At 63.1% G+C, this 22,353-nt stretch carries 21 protein-coding genes; 8 read left to right on the forward strand and 13 right to left on the reverse strand.

The features are described from left to right. Nucleotides 1-4 precede the first annotated feature (4 nt). The 4 genes from C5P05_RS32870 to C5P05_RS32890 all read left to right on the forward strand — a co-directional run bounded on the left by C5P05_RS32870 (nucleotide 5) and on the right by C5P05_RS32890 (nucleotide 3,913). Nucleotides 5-1,615, forward strand: a complete 1,611-nt coding sequence (locus tag C5P05_RS32870) for a DHA2 family efflux MFS transporter permease subunit (RefSeq protein WP_114974054.1) — start codon at nucleotides 5-7, stop codon at nucleotides 1,613-1,615. 409 nt (nucleotides 1,616-2,024) lie between these two features. Then, on the forward strand, nucleotides 2,025-2,858 hold the full coding sequence (locus tag C5P05_RS32880; RefSeq protein WP_232834753.1) for a DUF72 domain-containing protein: 834 nt from the start codon (nucleotides 2,025-2,027) through the stop codon (nucleotides 2,856-2,858). A gap of 326 nt (nucleotides 2,859-3,184) precedes the next feature. Then, nucleotides 3,185-3,391: a hypothetical protein gene (locus C5P05_RS32885; RefSeq protein WP_114974057.1), complete on the forward strand. Its 207-nt coding sequence runs from the start codon at nucleotides 3,185-3,187 to the stop codon at nucleotides 3,389-3,391. A gap of 60 nt (nucleotides 3,392-3,451) precedes the next feature. After that, entirely contained in the window at nucleotides 3,452-3,913 is a 462-nt protein-coding gene (locus C5P05_RS32890; protein ID WP_157979504.1) for a hypothetical protein, read from the forward strand. Between the two features lie 298 nt (nucleotides 3,914-4,211). Here C5P05_RS32890 and C5P05_RS32900 read toward each other — a convergent pair whose 3' ends face one another. Together C5P05_RS32900 and C5P05_RS32905 are read right to left on the reverse strand one after the other, a co-directional pair. Continuing rightward, nucleotides 4,212-5,342, reverse strand: coding sequence for a lipocalin-like domain-containing protein (locus C5P05_RS32900; protein ID WP_114974059.1), 1,131 nt, complete (start codon nucleotides 5,340-5,342; stop codon nucleotides 4,212-4,214). Between the two features lie 7 nt (nucleotides 5,343-5,349). Next, nucleotides 5,350-6,411 carry a PLP-dependent cysteine synthase family protein gene (locus C5P05_RS32905; protein ID WP_114974060.1) on the reverse strand — a complete coding sequence of 354 codons (1,062 nt, stop codon included), beginning with the start codon at nucleotides 6,409-6,411 and terminating at the stop codon, nucleotides 5,350-5,352. A gap of 142 nt (nucleotides 6,412-6,553) precedes the next feature. Between C5P05_RS32905 and C5P05_RS32910 the strand changes: the two genes are divergently transcribed. Further along, nucleotides 6,554-8,146, forward strand: coding sequence for a methyl-accepting chemotaxis protein (locus tag C5P05_RS32910; RefSeq protein ID WP_114974061.1), 1,593 nt, complete (start codon nucleotides 6,554-6,556; stop codon nucleotides 8,144-8,146). 16 nt (nucleotides 8,147-8,162) lie between these two features. Here C5P05_RS32910 and C5P05_RS35160 read toward each other — a convergent pair whose 3' ends face one another. Both C5P05_RS35160 and C5P05_RS32920 read right to left on the reverse strand, forming a co-directional pair. Continuing rightward, the gene (locus C5P05_RS35160) at nucleotides 8,163-9,308 is read right to left on the reverse strand and encodes an alpha/beta hydrolase-fold protein (RefSeq protein WP_114974062.1); all 1,146 of its coding nucleotides are present in this window, start codon (nucleotides 9,306-9,308) and stop codon (nucleotides 8,163-8,165) included. A 13-nt stretch (nucleotides 9,309-9,321) separates the two neighbouring features. After that, nucleotides 9,322-10,131, reverse strand: a complete 810-nt coding sequence (locus C5P05_RS32920; protein WP_232834754.1) for a dioxygenase — start codon at nucleotides 10,129-10,131, stop codon at nucleotides 9,322-9,324. A 108-nt stretch (nucleotides 10,132-10,239) separates the two neighbouring features. Between C5P05_RS32920 and C5P05_RS32925 the strand changes: the two genes are divergently transcribed. Continuing rightward, nucleotides 10,240-11,139, forward strand: coding sequence for a LysR family transcriptional regulator (locus C5P05_RS32925; protein WP_114974064.1), 900 nt, complete (start codon nucleotides 10,240-10,242; stop codon nucleotides 11,137-11,139). A 32-nt stretch (nucleotides 11,140-11,171) separates the two neighbouring features. Here C5P05_RS32925 and C5P05_RS32930 read toward each other — a convergent pair whose 3' ends face one another. The 6 genes from C5P05_RS32930 to C5P05_RS32955 all read right to left on the reverse strand — a co-directional run bounded on the left by C5P05_RS32930 (nucleotide 11,172) and on the right by C5P05_RS32955 (nucleotide 18,016). Beyond that, the gene (locus C5P05_RS32930) at nucleotides 11,172-11,948 is read right to left on the reverse strand and encodes an ABC transporter ATP-binding protein (RefSeq protein WP_114974065.1); all 777 of its coding nucleotides are present in this window, start codon (nucleotides 11,946-11,948) and stop codon (nucleotides 11,172-11,174) included. Between the two features lie 29 nt (nucleotides 11,949-11,977). Continuing rightward, entirely contained in the window at nucleotides 11,978-13,108 is a 1,131-nt protein-coding gene (locus C5P05_RS32935; protein WP_114974066.1) for a succinylglutamate desuccinylase/aspartoacylase family protein, read from the reverse strand. 5 nt (nucleotides 13,109-13,113) lie between these two features. Beyond that, nucleotides 13,114-13,827, reverse strand: a complete 714-nt coding sequence (locus tag C5P05_RS32940; RefSeq protein ID WP_114974067.1) for an ABC transporter permease — start codon at nucleotides 13,825-13,827, stop codon at nucleotides 13,114-13,116. After that, nucleotides 13,828-14,514: an ABC transporter permease gene (locus tag C5P05_RS32945; RefSeq protein ID WP_114974068.1), complete on the reverse strand. Its 687-nt coding sequence runs from the start codon at nucleotides 14,512-14,514 to the stop codon at nucleotides 13,828-13,830. A 78-nt stretch (nucleotides 14,515-14,592) separates the two neighbouring features. Further along, nucleotides 14,593-15,360, reverse strand: a complete 768-nt coding sequence (locus C5P05_RS32950) for an ABC transporter substrate-binding protein (protein WP_114974069.1) — start codon at nucleotides 15,358-15,360, stop codon at nucleotides 14,593-14,595. Nucleotides 15,361-15,457: 97 nt separating this feature from the next. After that, nucleotides 15,458-18,016 (reverse strand): FtsX-like permease family protein, encoded by a 2,559-nt coding sequence (locus tag C5P05_RS32955; RefSeq protein WP_114974070.1) that lies wholly within the window; start codon nucleotides 18,014-18,016, stop codon nucleotides 15,458-15,460. Nucleotides 18,017-18,125: 109 nt separating this feature from the next. Here C5P05_RS32955 and C5P05_RS32960 point away from each other — a divergent pair, with 109 nt between their 5' ends. Continuing rightward, nucleotides 18,126-18,485 carry an HPF/RaiA family ribosome-associated protein gene (locus C5P05_RS32960; RefSeq protein WP_114974071.1) on the forward strand — a complete coding sequence of 120 codons (360 nt, stop codon included), beginning with the start codon at nucleotides 18,126-18,128 and terminating at the stop codon, nucleotides 18,483-18,485. A 31-nt stretch (nucleotides 18,486-18,516) separates the two neighbouring features. Then, nucleotides 18,517-18,978, forward strand: coding sequence for a CBS domain-containing protein (locus tag C5P05_RS32965; protein ID WP_114974072.1), 462 nt, complete (start codon nucleotides 18,517-18,519; stop codon nucleotides 18,976-18,978). Between the two features lie 23 nt (nucleotides 18,979-19,001). On the opposite strand, the gene C5P05_RS32970 is transcribed toward C5P05_RS32965, so the two are convergent. Genes C5P05_RS32970 through C5P05_RS32980 form a run of 3 tightly spaced genes read right to left on the reverse strand, consistent with a single transcriptional unit; the run spans nucleotide 19,002 to nucleotide 22,244 of the window. Continuing rightward, complete coding sequence (locus C5P05_RS32970; RefSeq protein ID WP_114974073.1) at nucleotides 19,002-20,003, reverse strand: Bug family tripartite tricarboxylate transporter substrate binding protein; 1,002 nt, start codon at nucleotides 20,001-20,003, stop codon at nucleotides 19,002-19,004. Nucleotides 20,004-20,028: 25 nt separating this feature from the next. Then, a complete protein-coding gene (locus C5P05_RS32975; RefSeq protein WP_114974074.1) occupies nucleotides 20,029-21,030 on the reverse strand; it encodes a hydroxymethylglutaryl-CoA lyase in 1,002 nt (333 codons plus the stop codon). Continuing rightward, a complete protein-coding gene (locus C5P05_RS32980; protein ID WP_114974075.1) occupies nucleotides 21,027-22,244 on the reverse strand; it encodes a CaiB/BaiF CoA transferase family protein in 1,218 nt (405 codons plus the stop codon). Before C5P05_RS32980 ends, C5P05_RS32975 begins: the two co-directional genes overlap by 4 nt. Nucleotides 22,245-22,353: the final 109 nt, after the last annotated feature.

Below are 22,353 nucleotides of genomic sequence, written 5' to 3' on the forward strand. Positions count from 1 at the left end.
TGCCATGTCCACTGCCAGCGCGCAAGCGCCTTCACTGACGTCCGCGACGCCCGCTCCAGCCCCTGTGCCAGCGGGGCAGTTGCCGCCGTTGCAAGGTTCGGCCCGGCTGTGGGGCACGATTGCCCTGTCCCTGGCCACCTTCATGAATGTGCTCGATTCCTCGATCGCCAACGTGTCGCTGCCGGCGATTGCCGGTGACCTGGGCGTCAGCGCCAACCAGGGCACCTGGGTGATCACCAGCTTTGGCGTCGCCAACGCCATCGCCTTGCCGCTCACGGGCTGGCTGTCGCAGCGTTTCGGGCAGGTGCGCCTGTTCGTCACCAGCGTCCTGCTGTTTGTGCTGGCCTCCTGGCTGTGCGGTCTGGCGCCCAACATGACCTCGCTGATTGCGTTTCGCGCCCTGCAGGGCTTTGTCGCCGGACCCATGATTCCGCTGTCGCAGGGCTTGCTGCTGTCGAGTTACCCGCCAGCCCTGGCCGGTCTGGCCATGGCCTTGTGGGCCATGACCACGCTGGTGGCGCCGGTGCTGGGGCCGCTCCTGGGCGGCTGGATCACCGACAACATCTACTGGTCCTGGATCTTCTACATCAACATTCCGATTGGCCTGCTGTCTGCCTTCATGGTCTGGACCATTTACCACAAGCGCGAAAGCGTGATCCACAAATTGCCGATCGATGGTGTCGGTTTGGGCCTGCTGGTGCTGTGGGTGGGGGCGCTGCAAATCATGCTGGACAAGGGCAAGGAGCTGGACTGGTTTCACTCGCCCGAGGTGGTGGGCCTGGGCGTGGTGGCGCTGGTCGGCTTTGCCTTCTTTCTCGCGTGGGAGCTGACCGAAGAACATCCGGTGGTGGATCTGCGCCTGTTCAAGCGGCGCAACTTCTGGGCCGGTACCGTGGCCATCTCGGTGGGTTACGGCCTGTTTTTCGGCAACGTGGTTTTGCTCCCGCTGTGGCTGCAACAGTACATGGGTTACCCCTCGATTGACGCCGGCATGTTGCTGGCGCCGGTCGGCTTGTTCGCCATCATCCTGTCGCCGCTGGTGGGCAAAAACGTCAGCAAGGTGGACCCGCGTTTATTGGCCAGCTTTGCTTTTGTGGTGTTTGCCCTGGTGCTGCTGATGCGTTCCCATTTCAGCACCCAGGCCGACTTCGGCACCATCATGCTGCCGACCTTGGTACAGGGCGTGGCGATGGCGTTTTTCTTCATCCCTTTGTCCGTCATCGTGCTCTCGGGCATCTCGCCGGACAAGATCCCGGCGGCCTCGGGCCTGTCCAGTTTTGTGCGCATTGTGGCGGGCTCGTTTGGCACCTCGATTGCCACCACGGTGTGGCAGGACCGCGCCGCCATGCACCACGCGCAGCTGGTCGAGTCCGTGAACCAAGGCAATTTTGCGGCGACCCAGGTGCTGTCGGGTTTGGGCAGTGCCGGTCTGACGGCGGAGCAGGCGCTGGCGCAGGTCAATCGGTTGGTGGACCAGCAGGCCTATATGCTGGGTGCCAACGATGTGTTCTACGCTTCAGCCGGGATTTTTTTGCTGCTCATTCCGGTGGTCTGGCTCTCCAGGCCCAAAATGGGCGGTGCTGGCAGTGCCGATGCTGCGGCCGGGGCTCATTAACGAGCAAAATTGGCCTCCAGCCCTCGCAGACATTGCGCAAGAGGCTATCAATTCAGGAGTGATGGTGCACCGCAAGCGCCAGTCAAATCATAGTAATACTGGATGACTAAAGCTCTACAACCCCCGCCACCCCGGGCAAACTGATGTGCACTTCCAGCTGGCTGAATTTCCTAGCCGTTGGCGCCCGCCTTTGCAGGGAATGGCGATGCCGTCGGTGATTTGTTTGACGATGTCCGCGTCCCACTGTGCATTCATTTGTGACAAGCCTTGGTCAGCGTTGGGGACGCCGGCAGGAATTTCCCGGTGCAAGGGGGCGTTCATGAAAGAGCTCCGGGAGGGAAGGCAGGCGGCATGGTGGAGCATTTTCTGTCACGATGACGGCTGGCGACACCATCGAAGGGGTTCCGTCTTGAAACCTAGTGGAGTAACTCGTACAGGTATCCGCGTCGGCATTGGCGGCTGGACCTACGTGCCTTGGCGCGGCAATTTTTATCCTGCGGGCCTGCCGCACAGCAAGGAGCTCGGCTACGCCAGCCGGCAGCTAAGTGCCATCGAGGTCAACGGCACTTACTACGGCACCTTCAAGCCACCGACCTTCGCCAAATGGCGCATGGAGACGCCCGACGATTTTGTGTTCTCGCTCAAGGCCAACCGCTTCGCCACCAACCGCCGCGAGCTCGCCGGCGCGGGTGAATCGATTACGCGTTTTGTGGACAGCGGCATCAGCGAGTTGGGCGACAAACTCGGGCCCATCGTCTGGCAGTTCATGCCCACCAAGGTATTTGACGCCCAAGACTTCGAAGCCTTCCTGGCGCTGCTACCCAGGGACGTGGATGGGCGCAAGTTGCGCCACGTTCTGGACGTGCGCCATCCCAGCTTCATGTCCGAGGCCTATCTGAAGCTGGCGCGCAAGTACCGTTGCGGCACCGTGTTTTGCGACTCGATTGACTACCCGAGCTTTGCCGATTTGACGGCAGATTTTGTGTATGCGCGGCTGATGCGCAGCGACGCCAAGCTCACAAGCGGCTACGCTCCGAAGGCGCTGGACCGCTGGGCCGAGATCGCCCGCTCCTGGGCCGAAGGCAGCGAGCCACAAGACCTGCCACGCGTGGCGCTGCCGGGCAAAGGCAGCGCGACGAGCCGCGACGTCTTCCTGTTTTTCATCAACGGCGCCAAAGAGCGGGCGCCCGCGGCAGCCATGGGTCTCCTGCAGCGGTTTGGCTTTGCGGCGCCACCCCCGTAATCCTCCGAGAAGTTGGAGAAAAAGCCGCTACCCCGCTTTCATCGGACTGACCCTGAAGGACATCAAACTCAAATTGAAACCCCTACGAAAAAGTGATCTCTTGACCAAGGCATCACGCCCTCATATTTTTTAAGGATTTCTGGGTTGTCAAAAATTTAGTTGCAAAAAAAGGCAGACTAAAGGTGAACTCACAAGGATTTGAAATGTCAAAAAAACCATTGAACCCTCAATCACGCAAGCCAATAGCTGAGCCGCCCCTCAAGGGGACAAGAGTGAGCAAAGCGCCGGTCGCACCAGGCTCAATACCCTCATCCGAAGACGAAGAATTGGCACTCCCCCATGAACGCGATGAAGCCAACCGCAACGTTGCCGAGGCGCCCGATCCTGTGATGGAACAGGCCAAGCGCGATATCGACGCGGGCTTGGTTGATACTGACATGAGGGCTACAGCGGGCCAGAATGCCGACCTTCGGGAACGAATGGTGCCGGGGGCCGGTGGCAAACCGCCGTCCATGAAATCGTCTGAAAAGTAGGGCGTTTTAAGTGAGCCGAAGTTTTGATCGGCTGGTTAGTCCGCAGCTTAAACTTTCATCATGACCAACACGACCACGCTGACGACGCCAGCAACTGTTTCAGAAAAAATGCACCCTCGAACCGAGGCCGCACAGACAAGATTACGCAAAGGCATGCGCGACATCGAAGCTGAAGTGGTTGAAAACAACGGTATTTATCCGTTCAACTACGGACGCGTTACGCAGTCTGAGCTGTGTCGCAGAGCGGATGTGAAAAAGGCGACACTTCAAAACGCTGTGCACAAAGACACAACCCGGGTTGAAATCATGAGCTGGCTTGATGGGCTCAATTCAAGACTGACACAGAGCCGTGAGAGCACTCGAGAGCGCGTGACCGCAGTTGCTGACAACCTTGCTTTTGAAGTTGAGCGATTGACTTTGGCAAACCAGGATGCGCGGGAGCGCCTTAACGAGGCGCAGCAACTTATTGAGCAACTCAAGCAAGAAAATGAACTCTTGCAAAATCGAATGAACGTTATTTGATTTTCGCCGTATGACGGTGCCTTTGCTGTTTGCATACCGCCACTGCCGGTATGCCGTGCGGGCCCAAATCGCCCTGCTGGTGTCGGGAATGACATTCGATAGCTTTGAAAGCCGACTGCAGCGCAACCCCTATCTTGGTGGAAATTCAGCCTGTGCCACTGACATCGCGATATTTCTCCTTGTGCGCCAGTTTGCTGCGGTGGAGCGGATTGGTTTTTGCAACAGTCCTTGCCAGCAGTACAGGCGGTGCCGGCAATGCCGATGCAGCGGCCGAAGCGCATTAATCGATGGGCGTAACCTACAGCCGTAGCGGGCTGGCGTAGCCGGTCATCTCCAGGTAGCCGCGCCCGACCAGCTTGCCGCTGCTGTCAAACAGCTCGCTCAGGCCTTCCCAGTAGATGGCACCCGTTGAAGTGCGGCTGTCGAGTTCCTGGTTGTCGATGACGGCTTTGACGGTGTAGAAATCGGCGGGTGTTCGCACCAGCCATTCCACCGGATAGCTGGCCCGCGTCAACGGACTGGTCCAGCTGCGGACCGGCTTGAACAGAACCTCGCCGCGGCTGAATACATGCGGCACGGCTCCCATGCTGAGGTGGCGAAACGAGCCGCCATCCCATAGGGCGTTGCCCGCCTTGTCGCGCAAGCGAAAGGCGGTGAGGGCGCTGCCGTCCAGCAGGTTCATGCCGATCCAGTCCCAACCGACCGCCTGCGGGGGCATGAGCGCCTGACTCCATTCGTGGTCGAGCCAGGCCGTGCCCTGCACCGGCACCGGCCGCCCCTCCAAAGCCAGCGTGCCAGTGACATGAAGCTGCGGCAGGCTGTAGTAATAACTCGCCTGTTTTACGTCAGGCCCCTTGCGTGACAGACCCCGATCTCCTTGCAGCAGCAGCGGCTGGGTTTCCGTCAAGACCAACGCAAATTGAAATCCGCTGCCCGCCGCCACGGCCCGGTACTGCTGGTTGTCATGCACCAGCGACCAGTCGCGCAAAGTGACGGCGCTGTCCCGCGCACTGGCTTGCGCCAGGCCAAAACCTTCCCGCGCAATACGTTGGTCGTGCCACAGCTTTTTTCCCGCCACATCGGTCACGGCGGCGTGCGCAAAGATCAGCTGCTTGGCGGCAAACGCCGAGCTCATGCCCTGCGTGGCCGCCACACGCGAGCGAAAAAACGTCAATTGAAAGCCGAACTCGCGCTCGCCCGAATCTGCCGAACCTGAACCTGAACCCGAGCGCAAGTGCCCGGTGATGTACCACCACTCGATGGCGAAGTCTGGGTGGCTGCCCAGGTCGCGCGGGAACTGCAGTGCCTGACGAGGCAGAGCCTGTGTTTTGGCTGGCGTGATGGCCTTTGCCGGCAAGGGCCACAGCGGTGCCGCCAGACCCGCCGCCAGCAGGTGGCGGCGTGATAGGCGGGGCAGGCCGGGCGACATAAAGGGTTCAGGCCAGATGCGTGTTGATGCGTGCCATAGCCGCCGTGCAGTCACCCAATTGCTGCAGCACCCAGCCGGCATCATGGTAGGTGGGCAGGTAACGCTCACCCGCATCGCACAAGAGCGAGAGGATGGAGCCTTGTTCGCCCCGCGCCCGCATCTCGGTGGCCAGGGTCAGCATGCCAATGAAGTTGGTGCCGGTGGACGGCCCCACCTTGCGGCCCAGCCGCTCGGACAGCACGCGCATGGCGGCCACGGAATCCAGGTCGCTGACTTCCAGCATGCGGTCCACCAGCGTGCGGATGAAGCTGGCCTCCACCCGCGGCCGGCCAATGCCTTCGATGCGCGAACCCGGCCCGCTCAAAGTGGCGTCCCCGGTGCGGTGGTACTCCCCAAACACCGAGCCTTGCGGATCCGGTACACACACCTGGCTGGCGTGGCGCTGGTAACGCACATAGCGGCCGATGGTGGCACTGGTGCCGCCGGTGCCGGCGCCGACCACGATCCAGCGCGGAATGGGGTGGCGTTCATGGGACATCTGGGCGAACATGCTCTGTGCGATGTTGTTGTTGCCGCGCCAGTCGGTGGCGCGTTCGGCAAAGGTGAACTGGTCCATGTAGTGGCCACCGGTTTGCGTGGCGAGCGAGCGGGCCTCGTCGTACACCGCCGCCGCACTGTCCACCAGGTGGCAGCGCCCGCCGTAGAACGTGATCTGCGCGATCTTCTCGGCCGAGGTGCTGCGTGGCATCACGGCGATAAAAGGCAAACCCAGCAGCCGTGCAAAGTAGGCCTCGCTCACCGCCGTGGAGCCGCTGGACGACTCCACCACGGTGGAACCCTCGTGCAGCCAGCCATTGCACAGCGCATACAGAAAAAGCGAGCGCGCCAGCCGGTGCTTGAGGCTGCCCGTGGGGTGGGTGGACTCGTCCTTCAGATACAGGTCAATGCCGTGCCGGGCAAAAGTCGGCAGGGGCAGGGGAATGAGGTGCGTGTCCGCGCTGCGCTGGAAGTCGGCCTCGATGCGCGCCACGGCGCCGTGCAGCCAGGAATGGGTGGGTACGTGTGTCATGCAAGCGATTGTCGCTGCGATCCGATGGACACGGACGTGTCACGCCACGGTCACACAGCCCGCACATGATGGGGCGGGTTTTCCCTTGGTTTTAATCGCATCAGGCCCGCTGGGGCCAGTTTTCTGGAAGGAGTAGTTGTCAATGTCGCATACAGGCTCATGGAGCGGGTTCAAGGTGGCGGGTTCTTTTTCGCAGCGCATTCTGGGTGTCCTCGCGCTGGTTCTGGCCGTTGCACTCGTGGGCTCGGGGCTGGGGGTCTGGTCCTTGTACCGGGTGTCGCAGGACACCGGACGCATGGTCAACGAAGCCATGGCCACGGAAAGCCTGGCGGAGGATTTGCACCGCAACCTCTCGGTCAACGTGGCGCGCTCCAAGGCCTTCGCCTTGAGCTCCGAGCCGCAGGTCGGCGACGTGCTGAGCCCCGAGATCGACCAGACCTCGGCGGTGGTGGCGGAACTGCTGCAAAAACTGGGCACGATGCTGGTGACGCCTGAAGACCAGACGGTCTTTCGTGCCATGACGCAGGCCAACAACGAATTCCTGAAAGCCCGCCAGGACCTGACCGTGGCCCGCGACGGCGGCCTGACGGCCAACATCGAACAGGTGTATGCCAGCCGCTTCACCCCGGCGGCGCAGGCCTTGATGGCGGCCGTGACCCGGCTGGGGGACGCCCAGCGCGCCCGGATTGATGTGTCCGTGCTGGAGATCGGCGTTTTGAGCCGCTCGGCGCAATGGGGCCTCATTCTGTTTGGCGCGTGTGCGCTGCTGCTGGGGAGTTTTCTGTCGATCTGGCTGGTGCGCGGCGTAACCCGGCCGATTCAGCAGGCGGTAGACACGGCCAACCGGGTCGCGGCGCTGGACCTGAGCGAGCGCATTGAGGGTCACGACCGCGACGAGGGCGGACGGCTGCTGGCCGCATTGGGCCGGATGCAGGTGTCGCTGCACACCCTGGTGTCCGAAGTGCAGGGTGCCAGCCATACCGTGGCCGAAGGGGCCACCCAGATCGCAGCGGGCAACCTCGACTTCTCCAGCCGGACCGAGCTGGCTGCCTCCTTTCTGCAGCAGACAGCCGCCGCGGTTGAGGAGATCACCACGACCATGCACCACTCGATGGAGGCTGCAACCCGGGGGGAGGCCTTGGCCATATCGGCCGCCACGGCGGCAGCCGGTGGCAACGCAGCTATCTCCGGCGTCATGCAGACGATGAACGACATTAGCGCCTCGTCGCGCGAGATTGTTGACATCACGGCGGTCATCGACAGCATCGCTTTCCAAACCAATATCCTGGCGCTCAACGCCGCCGTCGAGGCCGCCCGCGCGGGTGATCAAGGTCGTGGTTTCGCCGTGGTGGCGGCAGAGGTACGCACCCTGGCGAATCGCTCGGCGCAAGCGGCGCGGCAGATCAAGGCGCTGATTGGTGCCTCCGTGGACACGGTGAAGCTGGGCATGGCCAAGGTCAGCCAGGCGCGCGACACCATGAGCACCATCAATGACTCCGTGGAGCGCGTGGCGCACGCCATTGCTGAAATCACCGTCCACACGCGCGGCCAGAGCAGCAGCATGTCCAGCATCAACGCTGCCGTGAACCGCCTGGACCAGATGACGCAGCAAAACGCAGCGGTGGTCGAAGAGTCGGCCGCCGCCGCGCAGAGCCTGCAGAATCAGGCCGGCGATTTGCGCGATGTGGCCGGGCGCTTCAGGCTGCCGGGCCTGGCGCTACTCGCCCTGCGGTAGTGGGACTGACGCCGGTTCAAGTTTTCACGGTGATGGAGGCAAACTGCAGGTGGTGCATGAACTCGCGCAGGATCAACAACGTGGCGGCGAATGCGGCGTCGGTGGGCATGGCCTCGCTTGACGCCGGCCGTCCGAGCGTGACCGCCGCAAGCCGCTGGAAGGTTTCCTCTACGGCCTCGACCGAAAGCGTCAACTCCGGCTGCTCAGTCACACCGGCCATCAGCGCGATCTCGCGTACAACCGGGTCGGTGGTGTAAAGCACGGACCCCTGTGCGATCCAGGTTCGCGCGCGGCTCACTTCATCTTCGACTGCCATGATGGCGTCTTCCATCTCAAGCGGCGTTGGCGGCGCGTGTTTGAAAAAATCAGCAGCCGTTTTCTGCGCACCGAGAGCCAGGGTTAGCGGCGCTCCCCCTTGAGTGCCGTTTGCGGTGGCCACCGTGGTTTGATCCGTGCCGATATGAAGCCGCGTGATCGGGGTCTGTTCTCCGAGCCAGTGAAGAAAGTCGGATGCCACCGCCGCGCTGATCTCATGGCCCATCGGATACAAGCGTGTCTCGTGGGCAATGCCCAATTCGGTCAGCCAGCTGTCCGCGCGCTGCGCCCACGTCATTGGCAGCTTGTTGTCGAACTCGCCATGCGCAATGAAACCGCGCAGGGTCGAGAGACGCTCCCGGCTTGCGATGTGCGGTTCGAGCTCGGGCAGGATACGACCCGACAGCACGGCAAAGCCGCCGACCTGCTCGGGCGCGCTCAGGGCCACACTGGCGCTGACAATGCCGCCCTGGCTGAAGCCGGCAACGACTGTTTTTTTCGGGTCAATGCCATAAGCCGCCTGCAACTGCCCGATGAAGCGGATCACGGCCTGGCGGCTTTGTTCGGCTTCGGCGGCCACGATGCTGGGCCCGCTGGCTGTGAAGGCGACGCGAAACCAGCCGAACTGGCCCGGTGCAAATTCAAGCGGGCCACGCGGCAGCACGACCAGCGTGTCGGGATCAATTGCGCCAGCCAGCTCCGCAAGATTCATCTCGCTGCCGCCGACACCGTGCAACAGCAGCACGCAGGCCTTCGGCCGGGCCGGTACAGGTTGGCGCAGGCGAAATAACAGGTCAAAAGCCGGGTCCCGTTGTAGCGGGCTGATCGTGGGTTGCAGATTGTTCATGATGATTTGCTGGTCAATGGGAGATGCTGTCGATGGACTTGCTCGTTATGCCCCAGCCATAGGACTCCATCGACAGCATGCCGTTGGTGATGCCGCCCTCGATGACCTGCGCGGCTTCCGCATCGCCACGGGCGCCCAGGGCGACCAGCAAGGGCAGGAAGTGTTCCTCGGTGGGATGGGCCCGCTCGGCTTGTGGCGCGAGTCGGCGGTAGGCCACGAGTTGCTCAACATCATGGCGCAGGACAGCCTGACGTATCCATTGCGCGAACTCGCGGACATAGGGCGCCTCGACGGTGCTTGACTGGCGAAACTCGTGCAGGTTGTGCGTCATGCTGCCCGAGGCCAGGATCAGCACGCCGCGCTCACGCAACGGTGCCAGCGCCTGACCGAGCTTGAAGGCCGTGGCCGTGTTCAACGCGTACGGCATTGACACCTGAAACACAGGCAGGTTTGCGTCGGGCAACAGGTGGCGCAGCGGCACCCAGGCACCGTGGTCCAGACCACGCCGCGCGTCAACACTGACCGCATAGCCGGCATTGGCCAGCAGCTGAGCCGTTTGCGTCGCCAATTCCGGATGGCCGGCGGCCGGGTAGTGCAGCTCGTAGAGCGCTGATGCGAAGCCGCCAAAGTCGTGCACCGTCTCCGGTGCCGGTGTCGTCATGACCTGAACATCGCGTGTCTGCCAGTGTGGCGATACCACCAGCACGGCTGTGATCCCCGACAGTTGCTGGCCCAGGGCGTGCAGATGGGGACCGAGCACGCCGGGTTCGAGGGCAAAGGTCGGCGAACCGTGGGAGATGAAGAAGACAGGGGCTTTGTTCACGAGGTGTCCTTGTGGGGCAGATTTATAAGGCAGTGCTCGAACTTTAAAAGTATTCTTCATTGAGATAAACATCCTAGAATTAGATTAATTGTTTCAAAAATAAGCACAATGGATCGATTCCTGGAAATGCAGACCTTTAATGCGGTCGTTGACGCCGGCAGTTTTGTCAAGGCGGCCGATGCATTGGACGTGTCGAAGGCGGCGGTATCGCGTTATGTCGCCGATCTGGAGGCGCGCCTGGGGGTGCGGTTGTTGCAGCGCACGACGCGGCGCCTGTCCCTGACCGAGGAAGGCCAAGTGTTCTATGCACGCAGCAAGGAGTTGCTGGCAGGGGTCGAAGAGGCCGAGATTGAAGTCAGCTCGCGCAGCGCTGCCGCCAGCGGTCTGCTGCGGGTGAACGCACCGCTGACCTTCGGTATCCGGCATCTGGCGCCGCTGTGGGGCGTGTTTCGCAGCCGTTATCCGAATGTCACGCTTGATGTGACGCTGGCGGACCGCGTGGTTGATCTGGTTGAAGAGGGCTACGACGTCGCCATCCGCATCGCCACGCTGCCGAGCTCCACGCTGATCAGCAAGCGTCTGGCGAGCACGCGCATGGTGCTGTGTGCTTCGCCGCAGTACCTTGAATTACACGGCGTTCCCCGCCAGCCGGCCGACTTGGCCACCCACGCCGTGATTTCCTACAGCTATTGGTCTACCAAAGACGAGTGGCATTTCGACGGACCGCAAGGTCCCGTCAGCGTCAAGACCCATCCCTGCCTGCACACCAACAACGGTGACACCTGCCGGGCCGCCGCTTTGGCGCATCAGGGCGTGATTTTGCAGCCGACCTTTCTGGTAGGGGAGGACCTCGCGGTTGGCACCCTGGTCGAACTGATGCCCGAGTTTCACTCGCTGGAGATGGGGATCTATGCCGTCTATCCGACCCGCAAGCATGTCTCGCCGAAGGTACGTGCCCTGGTCGAATTTCTCGCCGGGCACTTTGCCCAAACACGCGATGCCTGGTGAAGGCCGGGCGAGTCGCGGGCCCCGCCGTCGGCTTATTTGAGACTGCCCGAGAGAAACTGCGCCAGCCGCACGCTCTTGGGGTTGGCGAGCACCTCGGCGGGGATGCCTTCTTCTTCGATCAGTCCCTTGTGCAAAAAGATCAGATGGTTAGACACCTCGCGGGCAAAGCCCATTTCGTGCGTGACCACCACCATGGTGCGGCCTTCAATGGCGAGGTTTTTCATGACCTTGAGCACTTCCGACACCAGCTCCGGGTCGAGCGCACTGGTGGGTTCGTCGAACAGCATGACCTCGGGCTCCATGGCCAGCGCCCGGGCAATCGCCACGCGCTGCTGCTGGCCGCCGCTCATGTGGGCCGGGTAGCGGTCTTCCATGCCCGCCAGGTCCACCCGCGCCAAGTATTTGCGCGCAGTCTGGATCGCCTCGTCGCGAGGGATGCCCATCACATGGACCGGCGCTTCGATGATGTTTTGCAACACCGTCATGTGCGCCCACAGGTTGAAGTGCTGAAACACCATCGCCAGCTTGGTGCGCATGCGCTGCAGTTGCCTGGGGTCCACGGCAGCCAGTTCGCCATTGGGGGCGGACGCCAGTTTCAATTCTTCACCGGCGACCAGAATGCGGCCCTGGTGCGGCTTCTCCAGCAGGTTGATGCAACGCAAGAAAGTGCTCTTGCCGGAGCCCGAGCTGCCAATGATGCTGATGACGTCACCCGCATGCGCCGTCAGCGACACGCCCTTGAGCACCTCGTTGGCGCCAAAGCGCTTGTGGATGTTTTCGACCTGGAGAATGAGAGGCTGGGTGGTCATGGGCTGGTGTGCAGGGTATGAAAAGAATGTCAGGCGCCCAACAGCGCGCCGGTGCGAAAAGGTATGGCGCCGGCAATCTTCGCCAGTTCGCCCCCGGCCGTGATGTAACGGTCGCGGATGCGGGCAAACAAGACGCCGTCGACGCCGGCCAGCACGCGGTGGGTCCGATCGGCAATGGGATCAATGACTTCGGCCACCAGGTCTCCTTTGCGCAGCATGTCGCCCGCCGTGGCGGCAAAAACCACGACGCCCGGGGCCGGGGCCGTCACGGTTTCCGAGCCGGCCAGCGGCGTCGGTTGGCATTTGAACGCAGGCACGTCGGGCGGTTGGGGGCAAGAGATGACCTGCGTGTGCTGCAACCAGGCGTAAATGGCCTGTGCATCGGCTTGCGCCCAGGCATGGCTCACATCGGCTTCGCCGCGCAACTCGATGGTGGTGGTGCAACAGCCTTGCGGCAACGGCACGGCCAGGCCGACGGCGGCCAGGGCATCGGCGAGTTGCCACCAGACGCCGGACAGGCATTCGTCGAACGGGCCGCCGCCTGAATTCTTGGCCAGCAAAATGGCTTCGCACCCCAGGAATCGGGCCAGCGGCGCCAGTTGCGGCCAGCAACTCTCTTCCGTATAAAAATGCATCACGGCTTCAGCGTCGCAATGCAGGTCCAGCACAAAATCGGCGTCAAAGGCCAGACTGAGCAATGTGCGACGCAGACTTTCCAGCTCGGTGGTCGGCACCCAGTTGCGCAGATGCTCGCCCACGGCATGACGCACGGCGTTCACGTTCGCCTGCGGGTCCTTGCCCAACACGTTTCGCACCGCCGGCAGGATGGCCTTGGCCAGATCGGGGTAGTGGCGGTTGAAGTTCTCGGACGTGCCCAGATCAAACCGGCCCATCGGTTTGTGGTCCAGGCGCTGGGCCAGCCCCAGCGGGTTGGCGACCGGCACCAGGACGACTTCGCCCCGTAGCTGCCCGGCCGCGTCGGCCACCGCCAGCAGCGCACGCAAGTGGTGGGCGACGAGCATGCCCGGCAGTTCGTCGGCATGCAGACTGGCCTGGATGTAGACCTTGGGCGAGTGGCCGGGCGTGCCAAAGTGAAAGCTGGTCAGTGTTTTTTGGCTGCCCAGGCTGGCGGACAGCAGGGGATGGTGGATGGTTTGCATGAACGTCAATGTTTGCGCGGCGCCAGATAAGCCAGCAGGCGCCCCTCGCTGAATTTGAAGAAACCGATCAGGCAGAACGAGGCCACCAGGTAAATCGAAGCGGCGGCCAGGTAGGCCTCAAACGGCAGGTAATAGTCCGAGTAAATCCGGCTGGCGGCGGCGGTCACATCCAGCATGCTGGGCACGGCGCTGGCCAGGCTGGTGGCGTGCAGCATCATCACCACCTCATTGCTGTAGGCCGGCAAGGTGCGCCGCATGGCGCTGGGCAGCACGATGTGCAGCATCAGCTTGAAGCGGCTCATGCCATAGGCCTGGGCGGCCTCGATTTCACCGGCGCTGGTCTCGCGGATGGCGCCGGCCAGCATCTCGGCGGTGTAGGCGGCCGTGTTCAGGCTGAAGGCCAGCAGCGCACAGAAGAACGGTTCCTTGAAATGCGTCCACGGCCAGACGGTGTCCCAGCGTGCCTGTATCCATTCCAGCTGGCCCAGGCCGTAATAAATCATATAGACCTGGATCAGCAGCGGCGTGCCGCGAATGACGAAGGTATAAGCGCCCACGATCCAGCGCAGGAAGGCAATCGGGCCGGTCAACAGCAGGGCAAAAATCAGGGCCAGCACGCCGCCGACCGCCAGCGAGGAAAAAAGCAGACCCAGCGTCGTCAGGATGCCTGTGCCGTACAGGGCCAGGTTCTGGGGTTCAAAGATGACAGCCCAGCCCATTCAGACTTGTATCCGTTTGGTGCCCAGGCTGAAGCGGGCATTGAGGCGGCGCAGCGCATAAAGCGACACCGTGGTGTAGATCAGGAACAGCGCGGCAGTGAACAAAAAGAAGGCGAAAGGCGATCGCGTGGCCGCGCTGGCCTGCTTGGCCAGGTAGGTCATTTCCTGCAGGCCGATCAGGCTGACCAGGGCCGTGGCCTTGATCAGCACCAGCCAGTTGTTGGTAAAGCCGGGCAGGGCGTAGCGCACCATTTGCGGTGCGGTAATGCGCAGAAAAGCCTGCGTGCGGCCCATGCCAAAGGCCCACGCGGCTTCCACTTGACCCTTGGGGATAGCGAGAATCGCGCCGCGAAAGGTTTCGGTCATGAAGGCGCCGTAGATAAAGCCGATGGTCAGCACGCCGGCGAAAAACGGGTTGATGTCCACCGTGGCCTCGCTGCCCATCCACTCCAGCAGGTTGTTCAGGCCGATGGTGCCACCGTAAAAAATCAGCAGCATCAAGACCAGTTCGGGCACACCCCGAATGAGGGTGGTGTAGACGGTGGCAAGCGCCACGAGCACGGGCCGGCCCGAGAGCTTGGCCGCGGCGCCCGCCAGACCCAACACGATGGACACCAGCAGGGCAGAGAGCGAAACGCCCACGGTCAACGCGGAGCCTTGCAGGATGGCAACGTAATAAGCATTCATGGGCAGTGGGCTACAACGAGATGGAAAAACGTCGGCGCACAGAGTTTCCGTGCGCCGACGCGTTGGCCTGGGCGGTGGTTATTTTCCGTAGACGTCGAACTTGAAGTACTTGTCGTTGATCTTCTTGTAAGCGCCGTTGCCACGGATGGTCTTGATGGCTGTATTCAATTCGTTCTTGAGCGCGGTTTGACCCTTGCGCAAGGCAATGCCCACACCGCTGCCGAAATATTTCGGCGTGTACAGCTCCGGACCGACCAGGGTGTAGTCCTTGCCTTCAGGCTTGCTCAGGAAACCGCCGGTGACTTCCACGAAGTCGGCCACGGTGCCGTCGAGTCGGCCGGACTTGATGTCCAGATAGACCTGGTCCTGGGCTTCGTAGGGGATCACTTCCACGCCCGCCGTCTTGAGCTCGCCCATGGCGTATTTCTCCTGCGTGCTGCCTTTGAGCACGCCGATTTTCTTGCCCTTGAGCGATGCCGGATCGGTGAATTTCACGTCCTTCTTCACCACCACGCGGCTCGGCGTGTTGTAGTACTTGTCAGTGAAATCAACGACCTTCAGGCGGTCTTCCGTGATCGACATCGAGCTGATGATGACGTCGTATTTCTTGGCCTGCAGGCCTGGAATCATGCTGTCCCACACCTGCTCGACGAACACGCACTTGCGCTTGATCTGCTCGCACAGGGCACTGGCAATGTCCACGTCAAACCCGGTGGGCTTGCCGTCACCGGTCTTGAAAGTGAAGGGCTCGTAGGTCGGATCGATGGCGACCTTGAGGTCTTTGCCTTGTGCAAATGATGCGACACACAACGATCCCAGGGCGATGGCCAGCAGGAGTTTTTTCATGAATAGATCCTTTGAGTACCGAGGCACTGCCTCGGCAAGTTGAAAAAGCAAGCAAAATCATTCTACGGGCTGCGACTTAGGCGCCGGGGTCTGGTTTCTACCAGTCCTCCTTCACCGCCAGTACCGACTCCCGGCCCGCCGCCGCCCGCCCAGCAAGCCAAGCAGTAATCGTGCCTGCCGCCACCACGGCCAAGCACACGATGACCAAGCGCAGCCAGGGCAGACTCAGCTCCATGGTCCAGTGAAAACTTTGCGGGTTCACCACATGCACCAGCACCACCGCCACCGCCAGGCCCAGTCCCAGACCGGCAATGGCGCCCAGCGTGGTCCAGGCGGCGCCCTCATACGCCACCACGGCCAGAATCTGCCGGCGCGTCAAGCCGAGGTGGGCCAACAGGCCAAACTCCTTGCGCCGGGACAGCACCTGGGCGCTGAAACTCGCCGCCACGCCAAACAGGCCAATGCCAATCGCCACTCCCTGCAGCCAGTAGGTGACGGCAAAACTGCGGTCGAAGATGCGCAGCGAGGTGGCGCGAATCTGGCTGGCCGTGCCGAAGTCAAGCAGCTGGCCAGCGCCCAGGCCATGCTGATCGGCCAGCTTGCGCAGCGCTTGCTGCACCCGCTCCGGCTCGGCGGCGTCCTGGAGCCACAGCGCCAGGTCATTGGCGCGCCGGTCGCCGGTGAGCCGCTCGAACACGCGCTTGTCCAGCGCAATGGCGCCGGACTGGCGGATGTAGTCGCGCCACACGCCTGCTACAAAAAATATAGCTGGTTGCGCTTGTTCCACGAGGGCTAGAGGCCTGAATGATACTGAAAGTGGGATAAACGCCGCGCCCAACCGGGCGCCATGCAGGTCGACCATGGCCTCGCTCACATAGATGCCGATCTGTCCCGGGGGCACGGGCAGCGGCTCGTCAACCAGCGGCAGGCTGCGCGCCGGGTCATCGAGTTCGCGGGCAATCAGCGCCACCGCCGGGCGGGCCGGGTCCAGTAGCAGCGTCATCTGGCGTTGCGCCTGCACCCGCTGCACGCCCGCGACCGTGGCGGCAGCCTGCACAAACTCAGGGCTGAAGTACACCGTGTCGCTGGCCCCGAGATGGCTGGCACTTCGTACATACAGATCGGCCGGCAGCACGCGGTCCAGCCACTGCGTCACCGAGTCGCGAAAACTCGCCACCATCACGGTCAGCGCCACCGCCAGGCTGAGCGACGCCACCACGCCGCTGACCGCCACCGCCGCGCTCTCGCGCACCCGGCGGGCACGCTCTACCGCCAGCAGCGGCAGGGTGTGGCGCGCCACCAGGGGGCTGATCCGGTCCAGCAGCAGCGCCACCAGCCAGGGCAGCGCCGTGATGCCGCCCACCAGCAGCAGCGCAACCGAGGCGTAGGCCGCCAGCGGTATGTCAAATATGGCCGGAGCCATCGCCAGCAGGATGCCAGCAGCTATCAAAATGATACCTATCCAGTGGCTGCGACCCGCCACCAAAGCACCGCCCAGGCCTTTGAGCGTCTGCGCGGGTGGCAGACGCTGGGCTTGGCGCGCCGGCCACCAGCCGCCCACCAGCGCGGCCAGCACCCCCAGAGCGCCATAAATCAGCGCCGCCCAGCCGCTCCATTGCAGGGCCGGGGCGACGCCAGTGAAGTAGCCGCCGCCCAGGTCGCCGCCGAGCAGGCGCAGGGCCAGTGCCGCCAGGCCTGTGCCCAAGGCAATGCCGGCCGCGCTGCCCACCAGCCCGAGGGCCAGCGACTCCCACAACACCAGCGCCAGCCGGTCGCGCCCGCTCAAGCCGAGCACGCCAAGCAGCGCAAACTGCTGCGCCCGTTTGGCCACGCTCAGCGACAGCACCGAGAACACCAGAAACGCCCCGGTGAACAAGGCCACCAGCGCCAGCACGGAGAGGTTGACGCGGTAGGCGCGCGACAGCTTGCTGACCCGGGCCGCCGCGTCGCCGGGTTCGGCCAGGCTCAGGTCAGGTGGCCAGTTGGGGGTACTTTGCAGCGCGCGCACAAAGGCGGCCCGGTCGGTGCCGGGCTGCAGCCGGATGTCAATGCGCGTCAGCTGCCCCTGCTTGGCAAACAGCTCTTGCGCAGCACCAATGTCCATCACCGCCAGCGGCGCGCCACCGGCGTTGACGCGGCCCATCACCGTCACTTCTTTGAGTTGCAAGGCACTTTGCAGCTGCAAGCTGTCGCCATCGAACCGTTGGCGCGCGGCCGCATTCAAAAATACGCTGTTGGGCGAGAAGAGTGCCAGCCGGTCGGCCTCCGGCGCGGGCAGCGGCATGAGCGCCGGCGCCACGCTGGCCACCGCCAGGGCATCAACACCGACCACACGCAGTGGCACACGCTCGGCATTTGGCGTCAGCGCGTAGGTGGTGAATTCCAGCACCGGGGAGGCCACAGTCACCTGCGCAAGTTGGGCCACGCGCGCAAAGACCGCCTCGTCAAAACTGCCCTGCATGCCACGCAGTTCCAGATCCGGCTGGCCGTTGACCGAACGCACCGCTTGGGAGAATTCGTCGAGCGCCGAGGCGTTGATCAACTGCACCGAAAACGAGAGCGCCACGCCCAGCATCACGGCCACCACGGCGGCCGCGTTGCGCCAGGGATGGTGGCGAAGCTCTTGCCAGGAAAAGGTTTTTAGCAGCTCGATCATGGGAGGTTATGGGGTCTGCAGGCAGTGTATTGCGCTCTTGACAAATCTCAATCTGATTTCCGTGCGCTCCCCAAGAATGCAACTGTATCGCCGCACAGGAGGTGCACAGATGAAGCTTCCGGTTCACATTCAGTTTCATGGCATGGAACGTTCGGATGCGCTCGCGAACTGTGCACGTGAGCACGCCTACAAGCTTGAGTCATTCGCCAACGACATCATGACCTGTCGCGTCAGCATCGACCTGGAGCAAAAGCACAAATCGCAGGGGCGGCCTTTCAGTGTGCGCATTGACCTCACGTTGCCGGGCATTGAGCTGGTGGTGAACCGGGTCCGGCACGAAGACGCCAACACAGCCTTGCGCGAGGCCTTTGACAACATGCGGCGCCAGTTGGAGGATGTCGTGCGCAAGCGCCGGGGGCAGGTGAAACAGCACGCCGTGCCACCACATGGTGAAGAGCCCGGCAAATGACATCTCGCAGGCAGAAAATAGGGAGAACTGTATGGGTGAACGTCTAACCACCGGCGAAATTTGCACACGCAGCGTGACCATTGCCTTCAGGCAGACGACCCTGAATGGCGCGGCGCGGCTGATGCGGGAGAACCATGTCGGGGCTCTCATCGTGGTCGATGAAGTGGGCGCTCAGCGGGTCGTGTTGGGCGTGCTCACCGACCGCGACATCGTGACCGCCGTGGTCGCCGCCGACCTGGACCCCAGCACCCTGTGCGTGGAGGACGTGATGACCACCGACCTGGTCACCGCCCGCGAGGACGATTCACTGATCGACCTGATGCGTACCATGCGCCGCAAGGGTGTGCGCCGCATTCCGGTGGTTGGCGCCCAGGACGAGCTGGTGGGCGTGGTCACGCTGGATGACGTGCTGGACATCCTGGCGCAGGAGCTGGGCTTGCTGGTGGCCGCCATTGACAGCGAGGGGCAGCGCGAACGCAAGGTTCGCGGCTGAGCATCTTGCGCTGTCGGCAACTTTCAGTCCGCCTCGATTTTTGACGCCTTGACCACTTGCGTCCAGCGCGCCAGTTCGCCCGTACTGAAGTCCGCCAGTTGTTGCGGGTTCATGTAGTCAACGGTGGCACCCTGTTCGATGGCCTTTTGTTTGAAGGCCGGTGTTGCGGCCAGCTTCGCGATCTCGTTGCTGAGCCGGTCAACGATGGGCTTGGGCGTTTTGGCCGGCGCAAACACCGCGAACCACGAACTCGCATCGAGCTTGGGCAGACCGGCCTCGGCAGTCGTTGGCACCTCAGGCAGGCTGGGCAGGCGGGTTTTTCCGGTGATGGCCAGCGCGCGCAACTTGCCGGACTGGATGTGCGGCATGAACGGCGGCGGCGTGCCGAAGGTCAGGTCGACCTGGCCGCCCAGCAAATCCTGCAGCGCCGGGCCGGTGCCCTTGTAGGGAATATGGGTCATCTGCACGCCCGCCTGTTGCTCCAGCATGGCGCCGGTGACGTGCTGCAGAGAACCATTGCCCGAGGAGGCGTAGTTCAGTTTGCCCGGATTGGCCTTGGCGTAGGCAATCAGCTCGGCCATGGTTTTGACCGGCAAGCTGGCACGCACCACGACGACTTGCGGGGCGGAAATCACATTGGCGACGGGCTGAAAGTCTTTGGCGTCCCACTGCAGCGGCGTCTTGCTGACGACCGGCGTGATGACGTGGTAGCCGGAGTACTGCATCAGCAGGGTGTAGCCGTCGGGTTCCGCGCGCTTGACCGCCACCGCTGCGATGCTGCCATTGGCGCCGCCGCGGTTGTCCACGATCACGGTCTGACCCAAGGCCGCGCCCAACGGCACCGCCAGCATGCGGGCTGAAATGTCGGTGGTGCCACCGGTTGCCGCAGGTACCACCAGCATGATCGGGCGTGCCGGGTAACTGCCATTGGCCGGGGTTTGCGCCTGGACCAGACCGCTCAGGGCGGCCGAGGCTGCGAGGGTAGTGATTGCGAGAGCCCGTAGGCTGCGTTGCTTGTTTGTCATCAGAGTCTCCTTGTTGAAATAGGTCTTAACGTGAAAGTTTGTGAGCCGCGTCGCGTGCCAACGCACGGTCGCGAATCGCATCGAAATCGGCGGGCACAGGGTGCAAATCCAGCCGGCGGCCCGCCTTGGTGATCTGGCTGGGAATGTCGTGGCCAATCAGGCCGGGCAGGCGCCGGGCGGCGGTGATCAGACGCGTCAGGTCAACGCCGGTGTCGTAACCCATCAAATCGAGTGCGTGAACCATCTCTTCGCTGCAGACGTTGCCGGTCGCGCCGGGGGCGTAGGGGCAGCCGCCGATACCGCCGAGCGAGGCATCAAAACGCTCGGCGCCGGCGTCAATACCGGCCAGCACATTGGCCAGACCCAGGCCGCGGGTGTTGTGGAAATGCAGCGTGAGTTCGGTGTCGGGCCAGCGCTGGCGAAAGGCCTGCGTGAGCGTGGCGACTTGGCCCGGGTAGGCCATGCCGGTCGTATCGCACAGCGTGACGCCGCGCGCACCCAGGTCCACAAAACGCTGCGCCCATGCCAGAACGGTCGCCTCAGGCACGTCGCCCTCCATCGGGCAGCCAAACGAACAGGACAGTGAGACGTTCACCGCCACGCCCTGGCTGAGTGCCAGCTGAGCGACCTGCGCCAGACCGCCAAAAGACTGGGTGCGCGTCATGCGCAGGTTGGCGAGATTGTGGGTTTCACTGGCCGACATCACCAGGTTGAGCTCATCGGCGCGCGCCTCGATGGCCCGTTCGGCACCGCGCACATTCGGCACCAGCGCGCTATACACCACGCCGGGGCGGCGCGTGATCTCGCGCAGCACGATCTCGGCATCGCTCAGTGCGGGAATGGCTTGCGGTGAGACAAAGGCAGTCACTTCGATCTTGCTCAGGCCGGCGTCCGACAGTTCGTTGACGAGTGCAATCTTGTCTTCGGTGGCGACAAAAGCCGCTTCGACCTGTAGGCCGTCGCGCGTGCCAACCTCCTGCATATAGATGCGCTTTTGCGCGCCGTGCCAGACGGGTGAGGTGTTCATGCAATGATTCCTTTTTGACGCAAGGTGCTGATGTCGGCCGTGGAGAGGCCCATTTGCCGCAGCACACCATCGGTGTCGTCCCCCAGGTGCGGCGCGCAGGAGCGGATGGTGCCGGGGGTGGCCGACAGCTTGGGCACGATGCCCGGCACGTCCATGCGGTCGCCATCGCGCGTGGTCTGGCTCAGGATCATGTCGCGAGCCCGGTAGTGCGGGTCCTCATGGATATCTTTGGCCGTGTAAACGCGTCCCGCCGGCACATGGGCTGCGCCCAGAACGGCCAGCACCTCACCGATGCTGCGGCCCTGCGTCCAGTGGCCGATGGCGGCGTCGAGTTCGGCGACACGCAGTGTGCGTCCGGCATTGCTGGCCAAGTCCGGCGCCTCGCCGAGGTCGCCGCGTCCGATCGTCTCCATCAGCCGCTTGAAGATGCTATCGCCATTGCCAGCAATCAGTACATAACCGTCGGAACAGGCGTAGGCGTTGGATGGTGAAATGCCGGGCAGGGCGCTGCCAGCGGCTTCGCGCACGGCGCCGAATGCGCTGTATTCCGGGATCAGGCTTTCCATCACGTTGAAGACCGCCTCGTGCAGGGCCACGTCGATCATCTGGCCGGCGCCACCGTTGACCTTGCGGTGGTACAGCGCCATCAGCACACCGATCGTGCCGTGCAGCGCCGCCAGGGTGTCGCCGATCGAGACGCCCACGCGCACCGGCACCCGGCCCGGCTCGCCGGTGAGGTGGCGCAGGCCGCCCATGGCTTCGCCGATGGCGCCAAAGCCCGGCAGGTCCCGATACGGGCCGGTCTGCCCATAGCCCGAGATGCGCAGCATCACCAGGCCGGGGTTGAGCGCGTGCAGATCATCCCAGCCCAGCCCCCACTTCTCCAGCGTGCCGGGGCGAAAATTCTCGATCAGCACATCGGCATCGGCAATCAGGCGCCGTGCAATGTCCTGGCCTTCGGGGCTGCGCAGGTCGAGGGCCAGCGAACGCTTGTTGCGCGACTGGACCTGCCACCAGACCGAGGTCCCGCTCTGCAGCATGCGCCAGTTGCGCAGGGGATCGCCCGCGCCGGGGGCTTCGATCTTGATGACGTCCGCGCCAAACTCGCCCAGGGTCTTGCCGCAAAAAGGACCGGCGATCAATTGCCCCATTTCAATCACCCGCACGCCCTGGAGGGCGGCTGGTGATATCGGGATTTGAGGGTTGCTATCCATGAAAGACTCCTTGTTGGCGGTGAATCATGGCCACCTTCGCAGTCCGGGTAAATCAACTTATTGCCACGCCAGCATCGCGGATGGAGATGGTGTAATCGGGGCGCTGCGG

Origin of the sequence: Rhodoferax ferrireducens (assembly GCF_003347515.1) — a bacterium.
Classification (GTDB): domain Bacteria; phylum Pseudomonadota; class Gammaproteobacteria; order Burkholderiales; family Burkholderiaceae_C; genus Rhodoferax.